24 protein-coding genes are annotated in these 24,332 nt (G+C 66.5%); 13 read left to right on the plus strand and 11 right to left on the minus strand.

All coding sequences use genetic code 11. The features are described from left to right. Window positions 1–589: neutral zinc metallopeptidase (locus Q0D45_RS12115; RefSeq protein WP_293393144.1), on the plus strand; the 589-nt coding region annotated here is incomplete at its 5' end. 59 nt (window positions 590–648) lie between these two features. On the opposite strand, the gene Q0D45_RS12120 is transcribed toward Q0D45_RS12115, so the two are convergent. The 4 genes from Q0D45_RS12120 to Q0D45_RS12135 all read right to left on the minus strand — a co-directional run bounded on the left by Q0D45_RS12120 (window position 649) and on the right by Q0D45_RS12135 (window position 4,377). Further along, window positions 649–1,290: a hypothetical protein gene (locus Q0D45_RS12120; RefSeq protein WP_293393146.1), complete on the minus strand. Its 642-nt coding sequence runs from the start codon at window positions 1,288–1,290 to the stop codon at window positions 649–651. Further along, window positions 1,290–1,775 carry a glutathione peroxidase gene (locus Q0D45_RS12125; RefSeq protein WP_293393148.1) on the minus strand — a complete coding sequence of 162 codons (486 nt, stop codon included), beginning with the start codon at window positions 1,773–1,775 and terminating at the stop codon, window positions 1,290–1,292. The genes Q0D45_RS12120 and Q0D45_RS12125 overlap by 1 nt, the downstream gene beginning before the upstream one ends. Before the next feature lie 86 nt (window positions 1,776–1,861). After that, window positions 1,862–3,607: an acyl-CoA dehydrogenase family protein gene (locus Q0D45_RS12130; protein WP_293393150.1), complete on the minus strand. Its 1,746-nt coding sequence runs from the start codon at window positions 3,605–3,607 to the stop codon at window positions 1,862–1,864. Between the two features lie 197 nt (window positions 3,608–3,804). After that, the gene (locus Q0D45_RS12135) at window positions 3,805–4,377 is read right to left on the minus strand and encodes a hypothetical protein (RefSeq protein WP_293393152.1); all 573 of its coding nucleotides are present in this window, start codon (window positions 4,375–4,377) and stop codon (window positions 3,805–3,807) included. Between the two features lie 175 nt (window positions 4,378–4,552). Here Q0D45_RS12135 and yajC point away from each other — a divergent pair, with 175 nt between their 5' ends. The 3 genes from yajC (at window position 4,553) to secF (ending at window position 7,862) form a co-directional block, all read left to right on the plus strand. Beyond that, window positions 4,553–4,894: a preprotein translocase subunit YajC gene (gene yajC / locus Q0D45_RS12140; protein ID WP_366523696.1), complete on the plus strand. Its 342-nt coding sequence runs from the start codon at window positions 4,553–4,555 to the stop codon at window positions 4,892–4,894. 115 nt (window positions 4,895–5,009) lie between these two features. Further along, window positions 5,010–6,878: a protein translocase subunit SecD gene (gene secD / locus Q0D45_RS12145; RefSeq protein ID WP_293393154.1), complete on the plus strand. Its 1,869-nt coding sequence runs from the start codon at window positions 5,010–5,012 to the stop codon at window positions 6,876–6,878. Between the two features lie 18 nt (window positions 6,879–6,896). Then, window positions 6,897–7,862: a protein translocase subunit SecF gene (gene secF / locus Q0D45_RS12150; RefSeq protein ID WP_022978094.1), complete on the plus strand. Its 966-nt coding sequence runs from the start codon at window positions 6,897–6,899 to the stop codon at window positions 7,860–7,862. A gap of 74 nt (window positions 7,863–7,936) precedes the next feature. Here secF and Q0D45_RS12155 read toward each other — a convergent pair whose 3' ends face one another. The 7 genes from Q0D45_RS12155 to Q0D45_RS12185 form a co-directional block, all read right to left on the minus strand. Beyond that, window positions 7,937–8,155, minus strand: coding sequence for a hypothetical protein (locus tag Q0D45_RS12155; protein WP_293393157.1), 219 nt, complete (start codon window positions 8,153–8,155; stop codon window positions 7,937–7,939). A gap of 125 nt (window positions 8,156–8,280) precedes the next feature. Next, the gene (locus Q0D45_RS12160; RefSeq protein ID WP_293393158.1) at window positions 8,281–9,627 is read right to left on the minus strand and encodes an ATP-binding protein; all 1,347 of its coding nucleotides are present in this window, start codon (window positions 9,625–9,627) and stop codon (window positions 8,281–8,283) included. Next, entirely contained in the window at window positions 9,624–10,304 is a 681-nt protein-coding gene (locus Q0D45_RS12165; protein ID WP_293393160.1) for a response regulator transcription factor, read from the minus strand. Before Q0D45_RS12165 ends, Q0D45_RS12160 begins: the two co-directional genes overlap by 4 nt. 10 nt (window positions 10,305–10,314) lie before the next feature. Then, window positions 10,315–11,691: an efflux transporter outer membrane subunit gene (locus tag Q0D45_RS12170; RefSeq protein WP_293393162.1), complete on the minus strand. Its 1,377-nt coding sequence runs from the start codon at window positions 11,689–11,691 to the stop codon at window positions 10,315–10,317. Further along, on the minus strand, window positions 11,688–14,759 hold the full coding sequence (locus Q0D45_RS12175; protein ID WP_366946434.1) for an efflux RND transporter permease subunit: 3,072 nt from the start codon (window positions 14,757–14,759) through the stop codon (window positions 11,688–11,690). Before Q0D45_RS12175 ends, Q0D45_RS12170 begins: the two co-directional genes overlap by 4 nt. A gap of 10 nt (window positions 14,760–14,769) precedes the next feature. Further along, the gene (locus tag Q0D45_RS12180) at window positions 14,770–15,759 is read right to left on the minus strand and encodes a hypothetical protein (protein ID WP_293393166.1); all 990 of its coding nucleotides are present in this window, start codon (window positions 15,757–15,759) and stop codon (window positions 14,770–14,772) included. An 84-nt stretch (window positions 15,760–15,843) separates the two neighbouring features. Continuing rightward, complete coding sequence (locus tag Q0D45_RS12185; RefSeq protein WP_293393168.1) at window positions 15,844–16,644, minus strand: inositol monophosphatase family protein; 801 nt, start codon at window positions 16,642–16,644, stop codon at window positions 15,844–15,846. An 84-nt stretch (window positions 16,645–16,728) separates the two neighbouring features. Between Q0D45_RS12185 and Q0D45_RS12190 the strand changes: the two genes are divergently transcribed. The 9 genes from Q0D45_RS12190 to pilW all read left to right on the plus strand — a co-directional run bounded on the left by Q0D45_RS12190 (window position 16,729) and on the right by pilW (window position 24,275). Continuing rightward, the gene (locus Q0D45_RS12190; protein WP_366946433.1) at window positions 16,729–17,523 is read left to right on the plus strand and encodes an RNA methyltransferase; all 795 of its coding nucleotides are present in this window, start codon (window positions 16,729–16,731) and stop codon (window positions 17,521–17,523) included. Next, a complete protein-coding gene (locus tag Q0D45_RS12195) occupies window positions 17,520–18,452 on the plus strand; it encodes a 2-oxoglutarate and iron-dependent oxygenase domain-containing protein (protein ID WP_293393172.1) in 933 nt (310 codons plus the stop codon). The genes Q0D45_RS12190 and Q0D45_RS12195 overlap by 4 nt, the downstream gene beginning before the upstream one ends. Window positions 18,453–18,487: 35 nt before the next feature. After that, on the plus strand, window positions 18,488–19,621 hold the full coding sequence (locus Q0D45_RS12200) for a cysteine desulfurase family protein (protein WP_293393174.1): 1,134 nt from the start codon (window positions 18,488–18,490) through the stop codon (window positions 19,619–19,621). Then, a complete protein-coding gene (locus Q0D45_RS12205) occupies window positions 19,618–21,210 on the plus strand; it encodes an aminotransferase class V-fold PLP-dependent enzyme (protein WP_293393176.1) in 1,593 nt (530 codons plus the stop codon). Before Q0D45_RS12200 ends, Q0D45_RS12205 begins: the two co-directional genes overlap by 4 nt. Then, on the plus strand, window positions 21,207–21,533 hold the full coding sequence (locus Q0D45_RS12210; RefSeq protein ID WP_293393178.1) for an iron-sulfur cluster assembly accessory protein: 327 nt from the start codon (window positions 21,207–21,209) through the stop codon (window positions 21,531–21,533). The genes Q0D45_RS12205 and Q0D45_RS12210 overlap by 4 nt, the downstream gene beginning before the upstream one ends. Before the next feature lie 138 nt (window positions 21,534–21,671). Next, complete coding sequence (gene ndk, locus Q0D45_RS12215; RefSeq protein WP_022978102.1) at window positions 21,672–22,103, plus strand: nucleoside-diphosphate kinase; 432 nt, start codon at window positions 21,672–21,674, stop codon at window positions 22,101–22,103. Window positions 22,104–22,240: 137 nt separating this feature from the next. After that, window positions 22,241–23,338 carry a 23S rRNA (adenine(2503)-C(2))-methyltransferase RlmN gene (gene rlmN, locus Q0D45_RS12220; RefSeq protein ID WP_366946435.1) on the plus strand — a complete coding sequence of 366 codons (1,098 nt, stop codon included), beginning with the start codon at window positions 22,241–22,243 and terminating at the stop codon, window positions 23,336–23,338. Further along, window positions 23,335–23,502 carry a hypothetical protein gene (locus tag Q0D45_RS12225; protein ID WP_293393182.1) on the plus strand — a complete coding sequence of 56 codons (168 nt, stop codon included), beginning with the start codon at window positions 23,335–23,337 and terminating at the stop codon, window positions 23,500–23,502. Before rlmN ends, Q0D45_RS12225 begins: the two co-directional genes overlap by 4 nt. Further along, window positions 23,499–24,275 (plus strand): type IV pilus biogenesis/stability protein PilW, encoded by a 777-nt coding sequence (gene pilW, locus Q0D45_RS12230; protein WP_293393184.1) that lies wholly within the window; start codon window positions 23,499–23,501, stop codon window positions 24,273–24,275. Before Q0D45_RS12225 ends, pilW begins: the two co-directional genes overlap by 4 nt. The last annotated feature ends 57 nt before the right edge of the window (window positions 24,276–24,332 follow it).

Genomic DNA, 24,332 nt, shown 5'->3' on the forward strand with positions numbered 1-24,332 from the left:
CGCGATCTTCCAGCAGGCCGGCAGCCGCTATGCCGAGCCGAAGCTGGTGTTGTTCGCCGGCCGTGTGCAGACCGATTGCGGCGGTGCCACTTCAGCCAGCGGGCCGTTCTACTGCCCGGCCGATCGGCAGGTCTATCTCGACACCAGCTTCTTCGCCCAGATGCGTGACCAACTCGGCGGCGGCGGCGATTTCGCCGAGGCCTATGTGATCGCCCATGAAGTGGGTCATCACGTGCAGACCCTGCTGGGCGTATCCGCGAAAGTGAATGCCGCGCGCCAGCGTGGCGAGGAGCTGCGTGGCGATGGCGGCCTGCTGGTGCGTCAGGAACTGCAGGCCGATTGTCTGGCCGGCGTCTGGGCCCATCACGCGCAGGCGCGGCATCAGTGGCTGGAGGCCGGCGACATCGACGAAGCGCTGCGTACGGCCACGGCGATCGGCGACGATCGTCTGCAGAAACAGGCGCAGGGGACGGTGGTGCCGGATGCCTTCACCCATGGCACGTCGGTGGAGCGGGTGCGCTGGTTCAAGGCCGGTTTCGAGGGTGGTGTCGTCGCCGGCTGCGATACCTTTTCAGCGAAGAATCTGTAGGTCGGGCCTTGCCCGACGGCGCTGCTGGCTGGCGGAGGTGCTGTCGGGCGTGGCCCGACCTACAGCCCGGCGCGCTGCATCAGAAAGTAGGAAACGATCAGAGCGCCGGTATAGAACACGCTGACGGCCGCCGCCGCCGAGAGCCGGGTGATGATGTTCGCCGAGCGAACTTCGCGGTAGGCATAGGCCGCTGCCGCACCGAGCAGCGCTTCCGGCAGCAGCACGTAATGGGCGATGCCGTGCCAGGTCGGCACCTGCAGTGGCCGCCACAGACCGAACATCGGCGCGGCCCATTCGGAGGCCGCGAACACGATCAGCGCGAGCAGCCCGGCCACCGCCGGCGAGCCGCGCGCGATCAGCAGCACCCAGAACAGCGGAATCACCCACATGCCAGCCATGTAGACCGGCACCGTGCCGATGCGCGGCGCGCCGTGATCCGGGAAGCTCAAGATGCCGATCAGCTGAGACAGCACCCAGTCCGGCACCACCTGGCAGATCGACAGCGGCAGCAGGAACCACCACAGATCGAACCAGTGGCCATGGCCGCTGCCGCGCGCGATCATCGGCAGCAGCAGGTTGTAGCCGATCACCAGTGCAACCACCGCCAGCCCGAGCATCGGCGTCTGCAAGTAGCGGAACGTGGCCCAGCCGGCCGCGACGAGCAGGCCGTTGAGGATCAGTGCATCGCGGACTTCACGCATCAGGCGACGAGCAGTTTCTCGATGTCCTTGGCGATCGACGCCGGGGTGTCGATCGAGCCGTAGCGCTTCAGCACCTCGCCGTTCTTGGCGACCAGGAACTTGGTGAAGTTCCACTTGATCGCTTCCGAACCGAGGATGCCCTTCTCCTCGCTCTTCAGGAACTTGTACAACGGGTGAGCGTCGTCGCCATTGACCTTGATCTTGGCGAACATCGGGAAGCTGACGTCATAGGTCAGCGAGCAGAACTGCTGGATTTCCTTCTCGTCGCCCGGCTCCTGATGGCCGAACTGGTCGCAGGGGAAGCCGAGGATCTCGACACCCTTGTCATGCAGGTCCCGATAAGCTGCTTCCAGGCCCTTGTACTGCGGTGTGAAACCGCACTTCGAAGCGACGTTGACGATCAGCAGGACCTTGCCCTTGTAGGCGTCGAGCTTGACCGTCTTGCCGTCGATGGTGGTGGCGCTGAAATCGTAGATCGTGGACATCGGCATCTCCCAATCAGGTAGTGCAACGAAAGCGGGCCGACGTTTGTCGGCCCGCCCGGTTCAGCATGATGCAAAAGTGCAGCGGCTCAGAAGTTTGCGGCATCCAGCGCCATCAACTCGCTGGCCGGCTGGCGCACGTTGGCGCACAGGCTCATCACCTGCGGCAGCATGCGCGCCGCGAAGAACTGCGCAGTGTTGAGCTTCTGGGCCTTGAAGGTCTCGTCGCTCGAATTGATCGCTGCCTTGGCCATGCGCAGCCAGTTGTAGCCGAGGTAGGTCAGCGAGAACGCGCGCTGGAAATCGACGGCGCCGAAACCGGCATCGTTCGGGTTGGTCTTGAACGATTCCTGCAGCCAGGCGGTGGTCTTTTCCAGTTCGTCGATGGCTTCGCGCAGCGGCTTGGCGATGAAGCCGAGCGGCGCGTCGCCGGTCGATTCCGAACGCACCTTGGCGAAGAAGCGCGCCGGCAGGCGGCCGTTGTCGATCATCAGCTTGCGGCGCACCAGATCCATCGCCTGGATGCCGTTGGTGCCCTCGTAGAGGCAGAGGATCTTGGCGTCGCGCATGATCTGCTCGACCCCGTGCTCGCGGATGAAGCCGTGGCCGCCGTAGACCTGGATCGCCATGCTGCCGAGGTCGACCGCCGAATCGGTGCAGAAGCTCTTGACCAGCGGCGTGTTCAGTTCGACCCAGTCGTTGGCTTCCTCGCGAACCGCCGGGTCCGGATGGTGATGGGCGATGTCGACATACATGCCGGTCTCGTAGGCCAGCACGCGGGCGCCTTCGGTGGTGGCGCGCATGGTCAGCAGCATGCGGCGCACGTCCGGGTGGTCGATGATCGTGGCGCCGCCGTTGAAGGCCTTGCCCTGCTTGCGATCCTTGGCGTAGGCGATGGCGTTCTGGGTGGCCAGTTCGCACAGGCCGAGGCCCTGCAGGCCGACCAGGATGCGCGCCAGATTCATCATCACGAACATGTTCTGGATGCCGGTGTTCGGCGCGCCGACCAGCCAGCCCTGGGCGCCCTCGAACTGCAGCGCACAGGTGCAGGAACCGTGGATGCCCATCTTGTGCTCGATGGACGTGCAGGTGACCTTGTTGCGGGCGCCGAGCGTGCCGTCGGCATTGACCAAGAACTTCGGCACCGCGAAGGTCGTCAGGCCCTTGACGCCGGCCGGGCCGCCCTCGATGCGGGCCAGCACGAAGTGGACGATGTTGTCCGCCATCGTGTGCTCGCCGGAGGTGATGAAGATCTTGCCGCCTTCGAGCGAGTAGCTGCCGTCCTCGTTGGGGATCGCCTTGGTCTTGATCGAGCCGAGGTCGGTGCCGGCCTGCGGTTCGGTGATGCACATGGTGCCGGTCCACTCGCCGGTGGCGAGCTTCGGCAGGTAGGTCTGCTTCACTTCATCGGAACCGGCCGCGAGGATGCCCTCGAAGCAGCCGACGGTCAGGCCCGGATAGAGCGCGAAGGCGACGTCCGCCGAGCAGAGCATCTCGTCGATGACCTTGCCCAGCGTGTACGGCAGGCCGGCGCCGCCCCATTCAGCCGGGTTGGAAATGCCGACCCAGCCCGCTTCCTGATACTGTTTGTAGGCTTCCTTGAAGCCCTTCGGCACGGTGACATCGCCGTTGCTGAGCTTGCAGCCTTCGGCGTCGCCGGGCGCATTCAGCGGCGCGACCTGATTCTGGATCAGCTTGGCGGCTTCCTCGATCAGACCGTTCAGGGTGTCCGGCGTGGCATCGGCCATCGCCGGCATTTCGGTCAGGGAACCGACGTTCAGCACGTCGTTGAGGACAAACTGGATTTCGCGCACGGGCGCAGCGTAGGTCGCCATGATCGAGCAACTCCATGAGAGGGGTGAAGGGTTTATCGAAGCCACCTCGACCGCCGGGAATCAGGCAGAAGTGACGTGGATAAACGCTCGTTCGATGGCCAAAAGATTAACACGGGCCATGTCATTCCCGCGCCGCCAGCGGGCCACCTCGTTACATCTTGGGGACAGTCTGGGTGACCCGCTGCCGGCCGATCGACTCAGATCGGCGCTTTCGCAGGCGCTGCGGCTGGTTCCGGATAGGTGACGAAGCGCGCCTCGAAGCCGGCCTTTTGAGCGGCCGCGGTGATCTCGGCGCGATGGCTGTCGGGGCCGAGATAGATCAATACCAGGGTCTTCAGGTCGTCGGCCTGGTGGGCGGCCAGCGCCGCCAGCAGGGTACGGCGATTGCGCTCCGGGTCTGGCCCGGCGATGCCGAGGTAGTCATGCTCCTGGGCGGCCTGCATCAGCTTGCCGCCGAGTTCGTGGACGTCGACCGCTTCCGGCACTTCGTCGACCATCGGGAAGAAATAGAAGCTTTCGGTTTTCTCCGGCACCTGGGTGCCGGCCAGGCGCATCGCGATGTCGAGATTGAATGTGGTGTTGATCGGCTCGCCAGCGGCCACTTCGGCAGGGGCGGCGGCCGTCGGGATAACAGCAGCAGCCTGCTGTTCGGCTGGGTTCGGCGCCTTGTAGGCAACGACCAGCCCGGCAGCAATGCCGGCGCAGATCAGCACGGCGGTGATCAGATCGCGGCGTGGCGCGGAGTTTTCGGCAGAGGCGGAAGCAGTCATCGGTGCGGCTCAAGCGAAGGTGGGTGGGGCCGCGAGCCTAGCATCGTCGCCGGCCTCGTCGGCACCGGCGCATGCGTTTTCGGCCCGCGCCCGAGCCACAGACGGTCATCAAGTGCTGCGGAGGGCCTGTGGCATAATCCAGCCCCTTTTCGCATCACACAAGGTTGCCGCCGTGCTGGAATTGCTCGATCTGCTGATCCCGGTTGCCCACGCCCAGTCCACCGGCGCGCCGAAGGCTCCTGGCCTGCTGGAAGCGACGTGGCCGCTGCTGGTGCTGCTGCCGCTGTTCTACTTCATGCTGATCCGGCCGCAGATGAAGCGCTCGAAGGAAGCGCGGGAAATGCTCGGCCAGCTCGCCAAGGGTGATGAAGCGGTGTCGAGCGGTGGTCTCGCCGGCCGCATCACCGTGATCGGCGAGAACTACGTGACCCTGGAGATCGCCGACAAGGTCGAGGTCAAGATCCAGAAGTCCGCGATCACCAGCATCCTGCCCAAGGGCACGCTGAAGAACCTCTGACGCTTACGCACCCGCCGCGCCGTCGCCGGGTCTGCACCGGGCGGCGCGACCGGTTGAACTGAATCCGCAGAACCCGGCGCCACGCCGGACCTCACGCCGCCCGACGAACGCCGCCATGCATCAGTACCCCTTCTGGAAGCCCGTGACGCTGATCGTCGTCACGCTGCTCGGCCTGCTCTACGCGCTGCCGAACGTCTATGGCGAAGATCCCGCCGTGCAGATCAGCACCAGCTCCGGCGATCCGGTGCCTGCCGATTTCGGTGACCGCATCGCCAAGGTGCTGGAAGCCGAGAAGATCGAGGACCGCGGCTCGCGGCTCGAAGGCACGCAATGGGTGGTTCGTTTCGCCAGCCCGGAAGTCCAGCTCCATGCGGTCGATGCGATCAAGCGCGATCTCGAAGGCCAGGGCTATGTGTCGGCGCTGAACCTCGCGTCGAAGACGCCGAAGTGGCTGTCGGCCCTCGGCGGCAAGCCGATGGCGCTCGGTCTCGATCTGCGCGGCGGTGTGCATTTCCTGCTCCAGGTCGCCGTCGAGGACGTCAAGAAGGCCGCCGTCGAACGCCTGATCAACGACGTGCCGAAATTCCTGCGCGACAAGGACCTCCGCTATTCCGGCCGCCGCAAGGCCGGCGAAGCGATCGTCATCGAATTCGCCGACGCCGATCGTCTGGAAAAGGCCCGCACCGCGATCGCCCGCGAATACCGCGAGCTGACCGTATCGACCCCGCCGGACGCGACCGTGCCGTCGCTGGCGGTGAGCCTGTCGGAAGTCGAAGCCAAGCGCCTGATCGACGATGCGGTGCAGAAGAACCTGATCACCCTGCGCAATCGCGTCAACCAGTTCGGCGTCGCCGAGCCGATCGTCCAGCGCCAGGGTGCGGATCGCATCGTCGTCCAGCTGCCCGGCGTGCAGGATCCGACCCGGGTCAAGGAACTGCTCGGCGCCACTGCCACCCTGGAATACCGCGCCGTCGACGAGAACGCCGATGCCGCCAGTGCTGCGGCCAGCGGCGTGATTCCGGCCGGCGATGAATTGTTCTACCAGCGCGGCTCGCATCGCCCCTATCTGCTGAAGCGCGAAACCATCGCCAGCGGTGCCGAGCTGACCAGCGCTACGCCGACCATCGACCACGAATCCGGCACCCCGGCGGTCAGCGTCAAGCTCGACGGCAACGGCGCCAAGAAGATGCTCGATTTCACCTCGAAGAACGTCGGCAAGCTGATGGCCGTCGTCTACAAGGAAACCGAGATCAAGACCACCTACAACACCCGCGGCGAAGCGATACGCGAACGCCGCGACGTGCAGGAAGTGATTTCGGCAGCAACCGTTCGCGGCGTGTTCGGCGCCCAGTTCCAGACCACCGGCCTGTCGAGCCGCGAAGCTCGCGACCTGGCCGACCTGCTGAAAGCCGGCGCGTTGGTCGCCCCGATCGAGATCATCGAGGAACGCACCATCGGCCCGAGCCTGGGGGCCGACAACATCCGTCGCGGCATGTCGGCCGCGCTGCTCGGCCTCGGCCTGGTGATGGTGTTCATGGTCGTCTACTACCGCGTGTTCGGCCTGTTCGCGATCGCCGCACTGACTGTCAACCTGCTGCTGCTGACCGCCGTGCTGTCGCTGTTCCAGGCGACGCTGACCATGCCCGGCATCGCCGGCATCGTGCTGCACATGGGTATCGCGGTCGATGCCAACGTGCTGATCTACGAACGCATCCGTGAAGAGCTGCGGGCCGGCCTGAAGCCGCTGCAGGCGATCGACGCCGGTTACGACCGCGCCTTCCTGACCATCGCCGATGCCAACGTCACCGTGCTGATCGGCACCCTGATCCTGTTCTTCCTCGGTGCCGGTGCCCTGAAGGGCTTCGCGATCACCCTGGCGATCGGTATCGTCACCTCGCAGTTCACCGCGATCGTCGGTTCGCGCACGCTCGCCCACTGGGTGTTCGGCAAGCGCCAGAACCTCAAAGATCTGCCGATCTGGTAAGGCACAGGACTAGAACCGATGAGAATTTTTTCCAATGTCCCGAAGTTCGACTTCATGCGCCAGCGCAAGGTCGGCCTTGCCGTCTCGGCGCTGCTGACCACCGCGTCGATCCTGCTGGTGATTTTCCGCGGCCTGAACTTCGGTATCGATTTCACCGGCGGCGTGCTGGTTGAAGTGCAGTTCCCGCAGTCCGTGCAGCTGGAAAAGGTCCGCGAGGATCTCGGCAAGGGCGGTTACGAGCACGGCATCGTCCAGTATTTCGGCGGCTCGTCGACGGTGCTGATCCGCCTGCCGCCGAACCAGGAGACCTCGGCCAACCTGAGCACCAAGGTGCTCGCCGCGGTCGGCGCCGGTGCCGAAGGCGTGCAGATGCGCAGAGTCGAATTCGTCGGCCCGCAAGTCGGCGAAGAATTGAGTGAAAAAGGTTCGATCGCGATGATCGTCGCCTTCGGCCTGATCGCCGCGTTCATCGCCTTCCGCTTCGAGTGGAAGTTCGCCATCGGCGCGATCGCTGCACTGGTCCACGACGCGGTGATGGTGCTCGGCTTCCTGTCGCTGACCTGGGTCGAGTTCGATCTGACCACGCTGGCGGCGATCCTCGCGCTGATCGGCTACTCGAACAACGAAACCATCGTCATCTTCGACCGCGTGCGCGAAAACCTGATTCGCACTCGCAAGGCGACGGTGTTCGAGGTGGTCAACCTGTCGGTCAACCAGACCCTGCTGCGTTCGATCATCACCCACGTCACCACCTTGCTGGTCTGCGTCGCGCTGTTCACGCTCGGCGGCTCGACGGTGCACAGCTTCTCGGTGTCGATGATCGTCGGCGTCATCGTCGCCACCTACTCGTCGATCTACGTGTCGACCGGTCTGGCCGTCGCCCTCGGCGTCAAGCGCGATGACCTGCTGCCGCCGGAAGAGCGGGACGAGCTGATCAAGGCGGAAAAGATCGCCAAGCAGGAGAACGACGGCGCCGTCGTCTAAGCGGACCTGAGGCAATAAAAAAAGCGGCCCGGAGTGATCCGGGCCGCTTTTTTGTTGGCTGCTTGGCGCTGTCTTCAGGCCTTGCGCGTGAAGCCGACCAGTACCAGCCCGCCGCCGACCACCAGCGCCAGGATGCCGGCCCATTGCGGCACGGTCTTGTCGTGCTTGACCTCGGCCTTGAGATCGCCGACCTGTGCCAGCGTGCTGGTTTTCTCGTACTCGAACTTGCCCAGCAGTGCAGCGATGCCCAGGGCCGCAACAACCAGTCCGACGATGATGATTCCGTAGCGCATTGAACCTCTCCATAAGGAATTGAGGAAGCTATCTCGGCCCGCAATGCAGGCACTTTTTACCGATCCAGAAAGCGGCAGTGAACGTTGAGCAAGCGGCGAGCCCGAGACTGGCAGTCGAGTGCGGATCAGCGTTCCGGCAATTCGACGGTGATGCTGAAGCCGCCGTTCGAGGTCGCGCTGACCCGGCCGCGATGCGCCGTCGCGATCGCCGCGACCAGCGCCAGGCCCAGCCCGCTGCCTGCGGTATGGCGGCTGCGCTCGGAGCGGGCGAAGCGCTGGAACAGGCGCGGCAGTTCATTGGCCGCGACACCCGGGCCGTCATCGCCGATGGTGATCGCGGCGTGGTCGTCGACCGCGCTCAGGCGCACGCTGATCGTGGTCCCGGCCGGCGTATGGCGCAGCGTGTTGTCGAGCAGATTGGCGATGAGCTGACGCAGCAGCCGGCGATCGCCGGGCACCACGACGCCGGCCTCGATCTCGCACTGCAGACGATGGCCGCTGGCTTCGATGTCCGGCAGGTAGGCATCGACCAGTTCGTCGAGCAAGGCACCGAGTGCGACTTCGGAAAAATGCCGGCGCACCGCCAGCGCTTCGACTTCCGAGATGCGCAGCAGCGCAGCGAACAGATCGAGCAGTTCGCGCGAGTCGGCCAGCGCGGCTTCGATGGCCAGTTGACGATCAGCTTCGTCCGTCGTCGACAGCGCTTCGTCGAGCCGGTTGTTGAGACGGGTCAGCGGCGTGCGCAGATCGTGGGCGACGTCGCTGGACACCTGACGCAGGTTGTCGAGCAGCGCGGCAATCCGTTCCAGCATCCGGTTCAGGGTGGCCGAGACCCGGTCGAACTCGCTGCCGGAACCGTCCAGCGGCATCCGCCGGCTGAGGTCGCCGTCGATGATCGCCTGGGCCGCACTGTCGATCTCCCGGAGCCGCGTGCGGGTCACGCTGCCGACCGTCCAGGCGCCGGCGATGCCGATCAGCAGCATCGCCGCGAAGGCGATTGCGGTGATCGTCAGGATCGTTTCATCGGTCTCGTTGAGAGCGGCACGATCGGCCGCGACGACCAGCCGGCTGCCATCGGCCAGCGCGGTGGTCAGCGCCTGCGAGACGCGATCGCCACGCTTGTCGACCAGATGTTCGAGATAGCCGGGCGCAGCCGGCACCGGCGCATCGAGACTGCCGGCCAGCGTCTGTCCGGTGTGGTCGACCAGCCGATAGGCGAGGCTGTCGCCGCTGCTTGCGGCCTCCCGCTGGCGGATCGCACGGGCTACTTCGTCAACGCCGCCACGGCCGTTTTCGACCAGCAGCGCGCGGGTTTCGGCGGCGATCCGGTGATCGAGCTGCTCCTCCAGCGCTTCATGGGCGACCTCGTAGACGACGAAGCCGATCAGCAGCGCCGACAGCGCCAGACCGAGGCTGACCAGCGCCACCAGGCCGAAGGTCGAACGCCACAGCGTGCTCAGCAACGGCTTCATTCATCGCCCCGGTAGCGGTAGCCGGCACCGCGCAGGGTTTCGATCGGGTCCGGCTCGCCGCCGGCGTTGAGCTTGGCGCGCAGGCGGCTCAGATGGGTTTCGACGATGTTGGTGCGCGGATCGAAATCGAAGTCCCAGACCCGCTCCAGCAGCATGGTCCGGGTCATCACCCGATCGGCGTTGCGCATCAGTTCGGCGAGCAAGGCGAACTCGCGCGGCTGCAGCAGGATCCTGCGGCCGGCGCGCTGCACGCTGCGGCGGGCGAGGTCGAGTTCGACATCGCCGATGATCAGCCGCTGCTGCGGCTCGGCCTGGAGCGCCGGCCGGCGGCCTAGCGCATGCACTCTCGCCGCCAGCTCGGAGAACGCGAACGGCTTGACCAGGTAATCGTCGGCACCGCTCTCCAGGCCTTCGACCCGATCGGCAATGCCAGCGACCGCGGTCAGCATCAGCACCGGCGTGCGGTTGCCGGCGGCGCGCAGCATGCGCAGCAGGGACAGTCCGTCGAGGCCGGGCAGCAGGCGATCGACGATCAGCGCGTCGTAGCGGCCATCGGTGGCCTGGAACAGACCGTCGCGGCCATCGCTGCTGCTGCTGATCTGATGGCCGAGCGCGGCCAGTCCCTTGACGATGAACTGGCGGGTGGCTACATCGTCTTCGACGATCAGGATGCGCATGGCCGTGATGCTAGCGGGCCGTTGCCAATGGCGCTGGCGCCCGCTGCCAACCGCCGCCGAGCGCGCGGAACAGGCTTAAGTGCTGACGCGCCAGTGCGATCGACGAGTCGATGCGCTGCCGCGTCAGATCGGCGCGGATTCGTTCGGCCTCGATACGCAGCAATGGAGAGGCGTCGCCATGGCGAACTCGGGATGCGGCGAGCAGCAGCGTTCGCTCGGCGCTGCCGATCGCCACGGTCAGTGCCGCCTTGCGCTGCGCTTCGGCGGCCATCGCCAGCAGCGCCGATTCGACTTCGCGCAGCGCCCGCAAAGTCACAGCATCCCAGGCGGCCAGCGCCGCCCGTTCGTTGGCCGTGGCCTGGGCGATCCGGGCGCGGGCCGGGCTCTGGTTCGGGAACGTCCAGCTGATCAGCGGCGTCGCGGTGCTGACCAGGCCGCCGGCCAGCAGGCCGATCGCTCCGCCGAGATTGATCACCGGATATAGCTCGGCGGTGGCCACACCAAGCCGCGCGCTCGCTGCTGCCAGGCGCCGCTCGGCTTCGCGGATATCCGGCCGGCGTCGCAGCAGCGCCTGGGCGTCGCCGATCGGCAGTGCGGCCGGCAGCTCCGGCAAGGTCGCGCAATCGATGCCGGCGACGAGCGGATCGGCCGGCATCAGGCCGCGCAGCTCGCCGAGGCGATAGCGGGCGATCGCAGCCGCAGCATCGAAGCCGGGCCGCGAGGCGCGAGTTGCTGCCAGCAGAGACTCGGCCTGCGCGACTTCCAGTTGCGACAGCTCGCCGGCGGTCAGCTGGCTGCGCAGGTTCGCGGTCAGCTCGGCCTGCGCGGCGATCACCGCATCGGCCGCCGCCGCACTTTCATGCGCCGCGCACAGCTCGACATAGGCGGCAACGGTATCGGCAGCCACCGCCACCCGCAGACCATCGAGCGCAGCGGCGGTGGCTTCGGCATCAGCCTGCGCCGCATCGGCGGCAGCGCGCAGGCGGCCAAACAGATCGAGCTCCCAGCTGACCGTGGCCGCGATGTCGTAGTCGGTCGATGGCACGCTGCTCGCCGACGGCTGCTCGGAGGGATAGTCGACGGTGGCACTGCTCTCGATGCGGGTCTGCGGCAGGCGCGCAGCGCGCGCCTGCGCGGTGCCGGCACGGGCGCCGGCCAGCCTTGCATAAGCGGCGCGCAGATCGGCATTGGCCGCAAGGCTGGCGGTGACCAGCGCATCGAGCGCAGGGTCGTCGTACAACCGCCACCAGTCCGCTGGCAGCTCGGCGACATCTGTCGGCGCATTGATGAAGGCGCCAGCGGACATCGAGGCCGGCGGCGGCAGCGCCGGTGCCGCGGCGCAGGCGGCAAGGCTCAGAGCAGCAATCGACAGCAGTCCGGGCTTCACGGCCGCAGCTCGCGCCCATAGCGGCCATAGAGCGCCGGCATCAGCAGCAGGTTCAGCGCGGTCGACGAGACCAGACCGCCGAGAATGACGATCGCCATCGGGTATTCGATCTCGTGGCCGGGCGCGTTGCCGGCGACGATCAGCGGCAGCAGCGCCAGGCCGGCGCAGCTGGCGGTCATCAGGATCGGCAGCAGGCGTTCGCTGGCGCCGCGCAGGATCAATGCTGGGCCGAAGGCCTCGCCCTCGTGCTGCTGCAGATGCTGGTAGTGGGCGAGCAGCATGATGCCGTTGCGCGCCGAGATGCCGATCACGGTGACGAAGCCGACCAGCGAACCCAGCGACAGCAGCCCACCGGTAGCCATGACCGCGAGCACGCCGCCGACCAGCGCGAACGGCAGGCTGGTGGCGAACAGCGCGGTCAGGCGCAGCGAGCGGAACTCGGTCCAGACCAGCAGCAGCATGCCGATCAGGCCGAGTGCGGAGGTGAACAGCAGTTGCTCGCGCGCCGCTTTCAGCGCCGCGTACTCGCCGAGCACCTGCGGGTAATAGCCGCGCTCGAACGGCAGCGCCCGCACTGCGGTTTCGACGGCGCGCGCGACGGTGCCGAGATCGGCGCCTGAAACGTTCATGGTCACGTCGAGCCGGCGCTGGCCGTTTTCGCGCTTGATCTCGTTCGGCGCCGGCACGATGCGGATGTCGGCGACATCGCGCAGCCGCACCGGCGCACCGGACGTCGTTTCGATCAGCAGCTCGGCGATCTGGCGGGTATCGGCGCGCACTTCGGGCTCGGCCCAGATCGCGACATCGAAAGCCTTGCGATCGCGGTAGATCTCGCCGACTTTCTGGCCGGCGATCAGGGTCTGCGCCTGGCGGCGGACTTCGCCTGCGGTCAGGCCCATCGTCGCCAAGGCATCGAGCCGCGGACGAATCTGGATCTGCGGCACCAGCACCTGCTGCTCGACCTTCAGATCGGCGACACCGGCGATGCCGGCCGCTGCGGCGCGAACCTGCTCGGCGGCGGCGCGCAGCTGGTCCTGGTCCGGCCCGAAGATGCGCACGACAACCGTCGCGCTGGCGCCGCTGAGCACTTCCTTGATCCGTTCGCGCAAGTAGGTCAGCAGGTCGCGGAACAGGCCGGGATAGCCGTCGATAACGGACTGGATGCGTTTGACCGAAGCCTCGTGATCGGCCGCGGCATCGAGGCTGATCCACAGCTCCGCGAAGTTCGGGCCGACTACTTCATCGGCCACTTCGGCGCGGCCGATATGAGCGCCGAAGTTGCGCACGCCGGGCACTGCGCGCAGCTCCTTCGACACCTGCACGGTGATCCGCTCCATCGCTTCCAGCGAGGTGCCGGGCTTGCCGATCCAGTGCATCAGGAAATCGGCTTCCTGGAAGTCCGGCAGGAACTGATCCTTGAAGCCGGCGTAGCCGATGCCGGCGATCAGCAGACCGGCCGCGACAATGCCGGCGGCCATCCCCGGCCGGCCGATCAGCTTCGGCAGCAGCCGTGCGTAAGCCCGCTTCAGCCAGAGGGCCAGCCGCGCTTCCTGCTGCGCGTCTGCAGCGCTGCGCGGCAGCAGCATCAGACACAGCGCCGGCGTCACCGTCAGCGCCACCAGCAGCGAAGTGCCGATCGCCAGCATGTAGGCGATCGCCAGCGGCCGGAAGAAGGTGCCGGCAACGCCACCGAGGAAAACGATCGGCAGGAACACCCCAATCACGATCAGCGACGCGAACACCACCGCCGAGCGCACTTCCAGCGACGCCGACAGCACCACGTCGAAGCTGCTGCGCGGCAACGGTGCGGTGCGATTCAGCGCCAGGCGGCGCGCGATATTTTCGACATCGATGATCGCGTCGTCGACGACCTCGCCAAGCGCGATCACCAGGCCGGCGATGATCATCACGTTGATCGTCGCGCCACTCCACAGCAGCACCAGCGCAGCACCGAGCAGCGATAGCGGAATCGCCACCAAGCTAATGAGCGCCTGGCGCGGATCGCGGGTGAACAGGAACAGCACGGCGGCGACCAGCAGGCAGCCGATCAGCAGCGCTTCACGCAGGTTGTCGATCGAGCGCTCGATGAACGTCGCCGGCCGGAACAGCGTGCTGTCGACATGGACATCGCCGAGGCCTGGCTGCAGCTCGGCCAGTGCGGCTTCGACTGCGCGGGTCAGCGCCAGGGTGTTGCCGGTCGGCTGCTTCTCGACGATCAGCAGGATGCCGGGGCCGTCGTCGATGATCGCGCTGCCGATCGGCGCCGCGTAGTGCTCGACGACCCTGGCGACATCGCCAATCCGCAGCGGAGCGCCGCCGGCGAGCTTGATCACTGCATCGGCCAGATCGGCAGCGCTCTGCACCAGGCCGCTCTGCTGAACCGGTAGCCGCTGGTTGGCGCCATCGACGAAGCCACCGCCGCCGACCAGCACCGCGTCACCGGCGGCGGCGCGCAGTTCCGCGAGGCTGACATTGGCGGCGCGCAGGCGATCCGGGTCGACGAGGATCTGCAACTGGCGATCACGCTGGCCCCAGACCGCGACATTGGCGACACCGGGCACAGTCATCAGCCGTGGCCGGATCGTCCAGCGCACCAGTTCGGACAGCTGCATCGCATCGAGTGTGGCCGACGACAGGCCGATCTTCATCGCCCGGCTGGTCGACGACAGCGGCGGCAGCATCACTGGCGCCCGCGCTGCCGTCGGCAAGCTCGGCTGTACGCGGGCGATGCGCTCCTGCACGGTCTGCCGCGCGACCAGCAGATCGGCATCGGCCTTGAACAGCAGCACCACCGAGGACAGGCCGAGCACCGATTTCGAGCGCACGGTATCGAGGCCGGGAATGCCGCTGACCACGATCTCGATCGGCACCGAGACCAGCTGCTCGACTTCCTCGGTCGACAGGCCCGGTGCTTCGGTCTGGATCTCGACTTTCGGCGGCGCGAACTCCGGGAATACGTCGAGCGGCACGTCGCGGGCGGCGCGCAGGCCCAGCGCGACCAGCAGCGCGGCGGCAGCGAGGACGAGTACGCGCTGCGACAGCGCGGCGCGGATCAGCGCGGCGAGCATCATGTGAGCTTCAATGGCCGGCGCCGAATTCGCTGCCGAACAGCTCGGCGGCGCCGGTGCTCACCACCTCATCGCCATCGGCCAGTCCGCGCGACAGCAGTGCCTGGCCGGCGTCGCGATGGGCGACTTCGATGCGTGCGCGCCGGTACTGGCCCGGTGCGATGACTCGGTAGACCCACTCGCCGCCGTCGATGTCGCGGACGATCGCGGACACCGGCAGCAGCAGGCCGTTGTCGACGCCGGCCAGTGGCAATTGCACGGCGACTCGCTGGCCGAGCTGGTAGGCCTGATCGCGGTTGTCGACCGCGTAGTAAGCGTCGACGGTGCCGGCCAAGAAGCTGGCCGACGGCGTTGCCGCGATCGGACGGGCGAGGCGCGCTGGGCCGCTCGCGTCCAGCGTCCTCACTTCGGCGGTGCGCTCACGCAGGATGCGCTGGGCATCGGTGGCGAAGATCGGCACGCGGATCCAGATCGTCGAGCGGCTGTTGATCGCGCCGATTGCCGGCCCGAGCAAGGCGCGCTGCGCCAGTGCTGCCTGCTCGGCTGCTTGTGCCGTGGCGAGTGCCGCAGCGGCTTCGTCTCGGGCGCGGGTGCTGCCGGCGCCATCATCGAGCAGCGCTTCGCTGCGGTCGGCGGCGATACGGGCCAGCGCTGTCGCCGCCTGCGCGCGGGCAACTTCGCCATGGGCGGCGGTCTGCTGGCTGCCGAGTGTCGCGAGATTGCGGCCTGCATCGATCGGGATGCCGGCTGCGCCGAGCGGCGCGGCGACCACTTCGCCGCTGGTATGACGAACCCGGGCGAGCTGGCCGGGATGGATCGTCGTGGTGACCAGCGCGAGCCGCTGCTGCGTCTCGGCGGACAGAGTCAGCGTCAGCAGATCCGCTTCATGCGCGACTGGTGCGGCGGCAGGCTTGGCAGCAGCGGGCGGCGATGCGCTGCGGCTGCAGGCGACAGCCGTCAGCAGCAGGCTGGCAGCGGTGGCAATCGGAATGAAGCGCATGGCGGCGTCCGTGATGGAGTCGCCACGCTACCGACCGAAGCTGGAGCCGCCCTTGGCTCCAGATTACCGATTGCCAATGTTGGCTTATTCGGCCGGCACGATCGGCTGCGCCGCACCGCGCAGCGCATCGCTGAGCTGCGCATGCAGCTTGTGCGGCGCGGCCAGGATGTGGCCGGTTTTCATCACGTCGCCACGCGGGTCATACAGCTCGGTGACGGTGCCGCCGGCTTCCTGCACCAGCACGATGCCGGCGGCCATGTCCCAGGGCTTGAGGCCGAGTTCGAAGAAGCCGTCGAGACGGCCGGCGGCGACATAGGCGAGGTCCAGCGCGGCCGAACCGGCACGGCGGATGCCGGCGCTGTTGCTGGCGATGGTCTTCAGCATCGGCATATAGGCGTCGAGCAGTTCCGCCTTGATCGGAATGCCGGTGCCGATCAGCGCGCTGTCGAGTTCCTTGGCGGTGCTGCCGCGGATCTTGCGGTTGTTCAAGGTGGCGCCGCCGCCGCGGGTGGCGATGTACAGATCCTGGGTCGACGGCGCGTAGATCACGCCGTGCTCGAGCTTGCCGCGCACCTGGATGCCGATCGACACCGCGAAGTGCGGCAGGCCGTGCAGGAAGTTGGTGGTGCCGTCGAGCGGGTCGATGATCCAGACCACTTCGTTGTCACCGCTGGCGCCGGTCTCTTCGCCGAGCACCGCATGCTGCGGATAGGCCTTGCGGATCACTTTGATGATCTCGGCTTCGGCGCTGCGATCGACCTGGGTGACGAAGTCGTTGCGGCCCTTGCTTTCGATCGTAAGCTGGTCGACACGATCGATGCTGCGGCTGATGAAGTTGCCGGCGGTACGGGCGGCGCTGACGGCGATGTTGACGAGCGGATGCATGGAAAGCGGGTTCCGGTGAACGACGGCGGCGCCTGAAACTGGCATCCGCGCGATCAAAGCCGGAAACTTCCGGCTTTGCCGTCGATGAATCAAGAAGTGGAACTATTATCCCGCATCCGCATTGTGCTCGTTGCCACCCGCCATCCCGGCAACATCGGTTCGGCCGCGCGCGCGATGCGCAACATGGGCCTGACCGATCTCGCCCTGGTCGAACCGCACCGTTTCCCGGACCCTGAAGCGACCGCGCTGGCCAGCGGCGCCGACAGCATCCTGGAAGGCGCGACCATCTATCCGACCCTGGCCGACGCAGTGGCCGACTGCGAGCACGTGATCGCCACCACGGCCCGCGTGCGCTACGTGTCGATTCCGTTTTCCGAGCCGCGCGAATGCGTGACGCGGCTGGCGGCCGGCGAGCATCCGGGCAAGGTCGCGATCGTCTTCGGCCGCGAGCGGATCGGCCTGACCAACGAGGAACTCGACCATTGCCGCGAAGCGGTGGCGATTCCGACCGATCCCGAATTCGGCTCGATGAATCTGGCCGCGGCGGTGCAGATCATGGCCTACGAACTGCGCCTGGCGGCCGGCGCCAAACTGCCGGAACTGCCCGAGCACCAGCCGGTCCCGCAGGGCCAGATGGAGCATTTCTTCGGCCATCTGGAGAAGGTGCTGATCGCGACCACCTTCATCGATCCAGAGGCGCCGCGCTTCATCATGCGGCGCATGCGCCGGATGTACGGCCGCGCCGCACCCGACAGCCACGAGATCAACATCCTGCGCGGCATGCTGACTTCGGTCGAAGAAGCGCTGGGCCTGAAGCAGACCACCAAGACCTTCCCGCATCTGCGCGCCGGTGCCGCCACGGAGAACGATGAACCGTGAGCGGGGTGCCGACGCTGGATATCGGCCGCTGGGACGATGATCGCGCGGCCTTGGTGGCCGAGCTCGGCGCGGCCTATCGCGAATACGGTTTCTGCTGCATCCGCGGCCATGGCATTCCGAAGGCGCTGATCGACGAAGCCTATGCGGCCTTCATCGCGTTCTTCGCGCTGCCGGAAGCGATCAAGCATCAGTACCGGGCCGGCCCCGGCGGCACGCGCGGGCTGACGCCGCTGAAGGTCGAGACCGCGAAAGGCGCGGCCCATCCCGATCTCAAGGAGTTCTGGCATATCGGCCGCGAACTGCCACCCGGCTCGAAGTACGCCGCGACGATGGCGCCCAACCTGTGGCCGGCCGAAGTGCCGGGCTTCCGCGCAGCGGGCAGTGCCTTGTACGACGCCCTCGGTGCGCTCGGCGCCCGTGTGCTGTCGGCGCTGGCGCTGCATCTGGGTCTGGATCAGCACTGGTTCGACGACAAGATCGATCACGGCAATTCGATCCTGCGGGCGCTGCACTATCCACCGATCGGGCCGAACGATATTGCCCATGAGCGCGCGGGCGCTCACGAAGACATCAACCTGATCACCCTGCTGGTCGGCGCCAGCGACAGCGGCCTGGAAGTGCTGAGTCGCCACGGCGATTGGCTGCCGGTGACCACCGAGGGTGATGCGATCGTCGTCAACATCGGCGACATGCTTCAGCGGCTGAGCAACCACATCTATCCCTCGACGACCCATCGCGTGGTCAATCCGACAGGCGAGGCGGCTCGTCGCGCGCGCTACTCGGTGCCGTATTTCCTGCATCCGAATCCGGATTTCCTGATCGACGTGCTGCCGTCCTGCGTCACCACCGAAAACCCCAGCCGCTATCCCGAGCCGATCACCGCGAACGACTACCTGTGGCAGCGGCTGCGCGAGATCGGCCTGAGCTGAACGGGCCTGCGGGCCGTCGGCGGTAAACTTGCCGCATGCCGATCTACCTCGATTACAACGCGACGACGCCGCTGGACCCGCGGGTGCTCGAAGCGATGCTGCCGTATCTCAGCGGTCCGTACGGCAATGCCTCCAGCGTGCATCGATACGGCCGCGCGGCGCGCGATGCGATCGAAGCGGCGCGGTCACAGGTGGCGACGCTGGCCGGTGCGGAAGTCTCGGAGCTGACCTTCACCAGCGGCGCCACCGAGTCGAACAATCTGGCGCTCAAGGGGCTGACCGAAACCGCGCGCCCCAGCCGCGTGCTCTACGGCGCGACCGAACATCCGGCCGTGCTCGAAGCGGCGGAATCGCTGATCGGCCACGGCTGGGGTGTGGAAACCATTGCCGTTGACCGCGCCGGCATCGTCGACTGGGCGGCCTTCGAGGCGCAGCTCACACGCGGCCCGCTGCGGCTGGCGGCGCTGATGCTGGCCAACAACGAGACCGGCGTGATCCAGGACACCGCGCGCGCTGCGAAGCTCGTTCATGACGCCGGCGCGCTGCTGCATGTCGATGCCGTGCAGGCCGGCGGCAAGCTGGCTTTCGGCTTCAGCGAATCCGGTGCCGATCTGATGAGCCTGTCCGCGCACAAGCTGTACGGGCCGAAGGGCGTTGGTGCGCTGCTGGTGAAATCGCATGTCGAGCTGGCGATCCAGCTGCACGGCGGTGGCCAGGAGCGCGGCCTTCGCGGCGGCACCGAGAATCTGGCGGCGATCGTCGGTTTCGGCGTTGCCGCCGAGCTGGCGATTGCCGAGCGCGAGCAGCGCATCGCGCATTGGACGACGCTGAAAGCGCGCCTCGAAGCCGGCCTGCGCGCGATGCGGGGCATCACGATTTTCGGCGATGGAAGCCCGCGCCTGTCGAACACCGTGCAGTTCGGCGTCGACGGCTGGGAAGGCGAAGCGCTGCTGATGGCGCTCGATCGCTTTGGGCTAGCGGTATCGAGCGGCTCGGCCTGCGCGTCCGGCACTGGCGAGCCCAGCCATGTGCTGATCGGCATGGGCTGGCCGCGCGACATCGCGTTCTCGGCGATCCGGGTCAGCCTCGGAGTCACCAGCACCGAGGCCGAGATCGATCGTTTCCTGGTCGTGCTCGGTGATCTGCACGCGCAGGTGGCGGCCGCATGATCTACCTCGACTTTGCTGCGACCACGCCGATCGCCTCCGAGGTTTTCGAGGCGATGCTGCCGTACTTGAAGCCCGATGGCCTGCACGGCAATCCGGCATCGACCCATGGTCCGGGTTTCGCGGCGCGAGCGGCGGTCGAGCAGGCGAGGGCGCAGGTCGCGGCGCTGATCGGCGCCGAGCCGGCCGAGATCATCTGGACTTCCGGCGCCACCGAATCGAACAACCTGGCGATCAAGGGCGCGCTGGAATTCCGCGGCTTCCCGAAGGCCGGCCGCGCGGTGCACATCGTCACCTCGCGCACCGAGCACAAGTGCGTGCTCGATACCTGCCGGCATCTGGAAACGCTCGGCGCGCGCGTCACTTATCTGAAGCCGGACGAGCATGGTGTAGTGACACCGGAAGCGGTGCTTGCCGCGATCACGCCGGACACTGCGCTGGTGTCGCTGATGTGGGTCAACAACGAGATCGGCGCGGTCAACGACATCGAACGCCTGGCGCCTTTGCTGCGCGCGCGCGGCGTGATGCTGCATGTCGACGCTGCCCAGGCGGCCGGCAAGCTGGCGATCGATCTGCGCACGCTGCCGGTCGATCTGCTGAGCCTGTCGGCGCACAAGCTGTATGGGCCGAAAGGCGTCGGCGCGCTGTACGTGCGGCGCAAGCCGCGTGCGCGGCTGAGTCCGCAGATGCACGGCGGCGGTCATGAGCAGGGCATGCGTTCGGGCACGCTGGCGACCCATCAGGTGGTCGGCTTCGGTGCCGCCTGCACGCTGGCGGCGGAACGGTTCGATGCCGATATCGCGCATTTCAGTGCGCTGCGCGATGCGCTGTGGACGCGGCTGCAGAGCATTCCCGGCGTGCTGCGCAATGGCCCGACAGAAGGTGAGCGCGCCGCGCCGCATCTGCTGAACCTGAGTTTTCCCGGTGTCGAAGGTGAAGCGCTGCGCGCCTCGCTGCCGGGCATCGCGGTATCCAGCGGTTCGGCCTGTTCTTCGGCGACCGCCGAACCGTCCTACGTGCTGCGCGCACTCGGTCGCGATGACGAAACCGCCAATGCGTCCTTGCGCTTTTCGTTCGGCCGGATGACCACCCCGGCCGACATCGAGCAGGCCGCGGATACGGTGATCGCGCAGGTCGCACGGCTGCGGGCCTTGTCGCCGTTCGGCAGCGAAGCGCCGATCGCGAATCCGCCTGAGGAAGCGGCCGGCAATCCCTACGGCTACGGCCCGGAGATCTGGCGGCTGTTCCGCAAAACGCCGAACGCCGGGCGTTTTCTCGAGAGCGCGCCAGACGTGATCCGCGCCGAAGCCGGCACGCCGGCGGCGCGTTCGGTGCTGCGGCTGGCGCTGCGGCTCGACGGTGATCGCGTCGCCGAAGCGCGATTCCTGGCTTACGGCTGTCCGACGACGATCGCCGTCGGCGCGTATGTCGCCGGCTGGGCGCAGGGCAAGGCTATGGCCGAGCTGGTTGCGTTGACGGCGCCAGCGTTGCGTTCAGTGCTTGAAATTCCGGAAGATCGTGCACACTGTGCATTGCTGGGTGAGGACGCGCTTCGCGCGGTTTTCGCCCGTCACAAGGAAGAAATGGCATGAGCATCGTCCTGACCGAAACGGCGGCAAACCGCATCCAGTCCCAGTTGGCCAAGCGCGGCAAGGGCTACGGCCTGCGTATCGGCGTCAAGAAGTCCGGCTGTTCGGGCTATGCCTATGTGCTCGATTACGCCGATGCCCCCGGCGAAGCCGACGAAGTGTTCGACGCCTACGGCGCCAAGGTGGTGGTGGCCAAGGAGCATCTGTCCTTCCTCGACGGCCTGACCCTCGATTTCCAGCGCGACGGCCTGAACGAAGCGTTCAAGTTCAAGAACCCGAACGTCACCGGCGAATGTGGCTGCGGCGAGAGTTTCGCGGTCAGCTGAGCGGCGTTCCGCCTGCGCAATCCCGCTTGCTGCGTTGCGGCAGATTGCCGCTGTCTTCGTTAAACCGTTAACATTCCGCGTTTTTCCGCCCCCGGATGATCCGTGGGCGACTTCTTCATCAACACACGGAACATTCTCATGGCGGTTGAACGCACCCTTTCGATCATCAAGCCCGACGCCGTTGCCAAGAACGTCATCGGTGGCATCTATTCGCGTTTCGAAGCGGCCGGCCTGCGCATCGTCGCCGCCCGCATGGAACACATGACGCGCGAAGAAGCCGAAGGTTTCTACGCAGTGCACAGCGCCCGTCCGTTCTTCAAGGATCTGGTCGGCTTCATGATTTCCGGCCCGGTCATCATCCAGGTTCTGGAAGGCGAAGACGCGGTTGCCAAGCACCGCGACATCATGGGCGCCACCGACCCGAAGAAGGCCGCCCCGGGCACGATCCGTGCGGATTTCGCTGACTCGATCGATGAGAACGCCGTCCACGGTTCGGACAGCCTCGAAAATGCCACGCGCGAAATCAGCTATTTCTTCCGCATCACCGAACTGGCGCCGCGTACGCGCTGAAGCCGGCTGAAGCCGCTTGGCGGCAGGAGTGAGGCGTGACCGGTGAGGTAAGCAGCAACACGGTGGACAACGCGGCGACTGCGGACACGCAGGCGCCGTTGCTGTCACCGGCTGTGCTTCCCGGTCCTCGCGTCAACTTGTTTGGTCTCGATCGCGCTGCGCTGCGCGAGCAGTTCGAGAAGATGGGCGAAGCCGGATTCCGTGCCGATCAGGTCATGCTGTGGATCTATCGGCGCGGCGTCTCCGACTTCGAGCTGATGAGCAACATCGGCAAGGCGCTGCGGGCGCGCCTGGCCGCGCATTTCGTCATTCGCCCGCCCGAGCTGGTCACCGAGCAGGTCTCGGTCGACGGCACCCGCAAGTGGGTGCTGAAGCTCGAACAGGCCGAAGGCAAACCGGTGACGATGATCGAAACCGTCTACATCCCGGAAGCCAATCGCGGCACCTTGTGCATTTCCTCGCAGGCCGGTTGCGCGATGGATTGCTCGTTCTGCTCGACGGCCCAGGGTGGCTTCTCGCGGAACATGAGCACGGCCGAGATCGTTGCCCAGGTCTGGTTCGCCGGCAAGACGCTCGGTGGCGATTTCCAGAACGAGCGCGTCATTTCCAATGTCGTGTTCATGGGCATGGGCGAGCCGCTCGCCAACTACAACAACGTGCTGCCGGCGATCCGGATTCTGCTCGATGACTTCGGCTTTGGTTTGTCGAAGCGCCGGGTCACGGTATCGACCTCCGGTCTGGTGCCGTTCATCGATCGCCTCGGCGGTGATGTCGATACCGCGCTGGCGATCTCGCTGCACGCGGCCAACGACAAGCTGCGTGACCAGCTGGTGCCGATCAACAAGAAGTACCCGATTGCCGAGTTGATGGAGGCCTGCAAGCGTTACCTCGCAGGCAAGGATCGCAAGTCGCACATCATCTACGAGTACGTGATGCTCGACGGCGTCAACGACCAGCCCGAGCACGCGCGCGAACTCGCCAAGTTGCTCAACGGCCAGGGTCAGGCGGCGAAGGTCAATCTGATTCCGTTCAATCCGTTTCCGGAAGCGCGCTACAAGCGCTCGACGCCGGAAGCGATCACTCGCTTCTCGGAAATCCTGCGCGCCAAGGGTCTGCTGACGATGACGCGTCGCACCCGTGGTGACGACATCGACGCGGCCTGCGGGCAACTCGTCGGCAAGGTGCAGTCGAAGCAGAAGAAGCGGCTTGGTGACATACCGGTGCGCGTGCAATGACCAGCCCGCAGGCACTGCGCCCGACTCGCCTTGCTTCGATCCCCGCCGCGTTCGCGGCGGGGCCCCTCGTCGGTGGCTCGCGGTCTTCCTGCGGGCAGCTGGTCGGCAAGGTTCAGTCGAAGCAGAAGAAGCGGCTTGGCGACATCCCGGTGCGCGTGCAATGAGTTTCGCTGTGCGCGGTCTGCTGCTCGTTTTGATCACCACGGCGATCAGCGGCTGCGTCACCGAAACCACCGGCAACCTGAGGCCGCAGTCGCCACCGGATCTGATCGAAGCGGCGCGCATCAACACCCAACTGGGCAGCGACTACGCTCGCCAGGGCCGCTACGACGTGGCCGAGGAAAAGCTGCGCAAGGCGGTCGAGCAGAACGAGCGCTATGCGCCGGCCCACACCGCGCTCGCCTATGTGCTGACCCAGACCGGCAACCGCGTCGATGCCGAGCGCGAGTACCGCCGTTCGCTGGCGCTGGCGCCGAATGACGCCGGCACGCACAACAATTTCGGCGTGTTCCTGTGCGGCCAGGGCAAGTACGCCGAGGCCGATCGCGCGTTCAAGGTGGCGCTGGCGGATCGCAATTACCAGACCCCCGAAGCGGCCTGGACCAATGCCGGTGTCTGCCAGATGAAGGCCGGCAATCTGCCGGTGGCCGAGAACGATTTTCGCCAGGCGCTGAAGATCAATCCGGATTTTGCCGACGCGCTGGCGCAGATTTCGCTGCTGACTTTCCGCCGCAACGATTGGCTGCGCACCCGCGCATTCATTCAGCGCTATGAGAAAGTTGGCGTCCGTACTCCGGAAATCCTGCTGATCGCCGCCTTCACCGAACGCAAGCTCGGCGACAAGGTAGCGGCCCGTCGCTACGAACAGACCTTGCTGCGCGAGTTCCCAGAATCCGACCAGGCTGTGCAACTACAGAAGAATCTGCCTGCACCATGACTTCCGATCCGATCATCCCGACCCTGCGCGTGGCTACCGAAACCGACGTTGCAAAGC

This window comes from Nevskia sp., from assembly GCF_023266035.1.
Classification (GTDB): domain Bacteria; phylum Pseudomonadota; class Gammaproteobacteria; order Nevskiales; family Nevskiaceae; genus Nevskia.

Coding starts and splice junctions, on each gene's coding strand:
- Q0D45_RS12190 (WP_366946433.1), top strand. CDS start 16,729: ATGAATCAAGAAGTGGAACTATTATCCCGCATCCGCATTGTGCTCGTT.
- Q0D45_RS12165 (WP_293393160.1), bottom strand. CDS start 10,304: ATGCGCATCCTGATCGTCGAAGACGATGTAGCCACCCGCCAGTTCATC.
- Q0D45_RS12225 (WP_293393182.1), top strand. CDS start 23,335: ATGACCAGCCCGCAGGCACTGCGCCCGACTCGCCTTGCTTCGATCCCC.
- Q0D45_RS12135 (WP_293393152.1), bottom strand. CDS start 4,377: ATGACTGCTTCCGCCTCTGCCGAAAACTCCGCGCCACGCCGCGATCTG.
- Q0D45_RS12175 (WP_366946434.1), bottom strand. CDS start 14,759: ATGCTCGCCGCGCTGATCCGCGCCGCGCTGTCGCAGCGCGTACTCGTC.
- Q0D45_RS12210 (WP_293393178.1), top strand. CDS start 21,207: ATGAGCATCGTCCTGACCGAAACGGCGGCAAACCGCATCCAGTCCCAG.
- Q0D45_RS12155 (WP_293393157.1), bottom strand. CDS start 8,155: ATGCGCTACGGAATCATCATCGTCGGACTGGTTGTTGCGGCCCTGGGC.
- pilW (WP_293393184.1), top strand. CDS start 23,499: ATGAGTTTCGCTGTGCGCGGTCTGCTGCTCGTTTTGATCACCACGGCG.
- secF (WP_022978094.1), top strand. CDS start 6,897: ATGAGAATTTTTTCCAATGTCCCGAAGTTCGACTTCATGCGCCAGCGC.
- secD (WP_293393154.1), top strand. CDS start 5,010: ATGCATCAGTACCCCTTCTGGAAGCCCGTGACGCTGATCGTCGTCACG.
- Q0D45_RS12130 (WP_293393150.1), bottom strand. CDS start 3,607: ATGGCGACCTACGCTGCGCCCGTGCGCGAAATCCAGTTTGTCCTCAAC.
- Q0D45_RS12160 (WP_293393158.1), bottom strand. CDS start 9,627: ATGAAGCCGTTGCTGAGCACGCTGTGGCGTTCGACCTTCGGCCTGGTG.
- Q0D45_RS12200 (WP_293393174.1), top strand. CDS start 18,488: ATGCCGATCTACCTCGATTACAACGCGACGACGCCGCTGGACCCGCGG.
- ndk (WP_022978102.1), top strand. CDS start 21,672: ATGGCGGTTGAACGCACCCTTTCGATCATCAAGCCCGACGCCGTTGCC.
- Q0D45_RS12120 (WP_293393146.1), bottom strand. CDS start 1,290: ATGCGTGAAGTCCGCGATGCACTGATCCTCAACGGCCTGCTCGTCGCG.
- Q0D45_RS12185 (WP_293393168.1), bottom strand. CDS start 16,644: ATGCATCCGCTCGTCAACATCGCCGTCAGCGCCGCCCGTACCGCCGGC.
- Q0D45_RS12180 (WP_293393166.1), bottom strand. CDS start 15,759: ATGCGCTTCATTCCGATTGCCACCGCTGCCAGCCTGCTGCTGACGGCT.
- Q0D45_RS12125 (WP_293393148.1), bottom strand. CDS start 1,775: ATGTCCACGATCTACGATTTCAGCGCCACCACCATCGACGGCAAGACG.
- Q0D45_RS12205 (WP_293393176.1), top strand. CDS start 19,618: ATGATCTACCTCGACTTTGCTGCGACCACGCCGATCGCCTCCGAGGTT.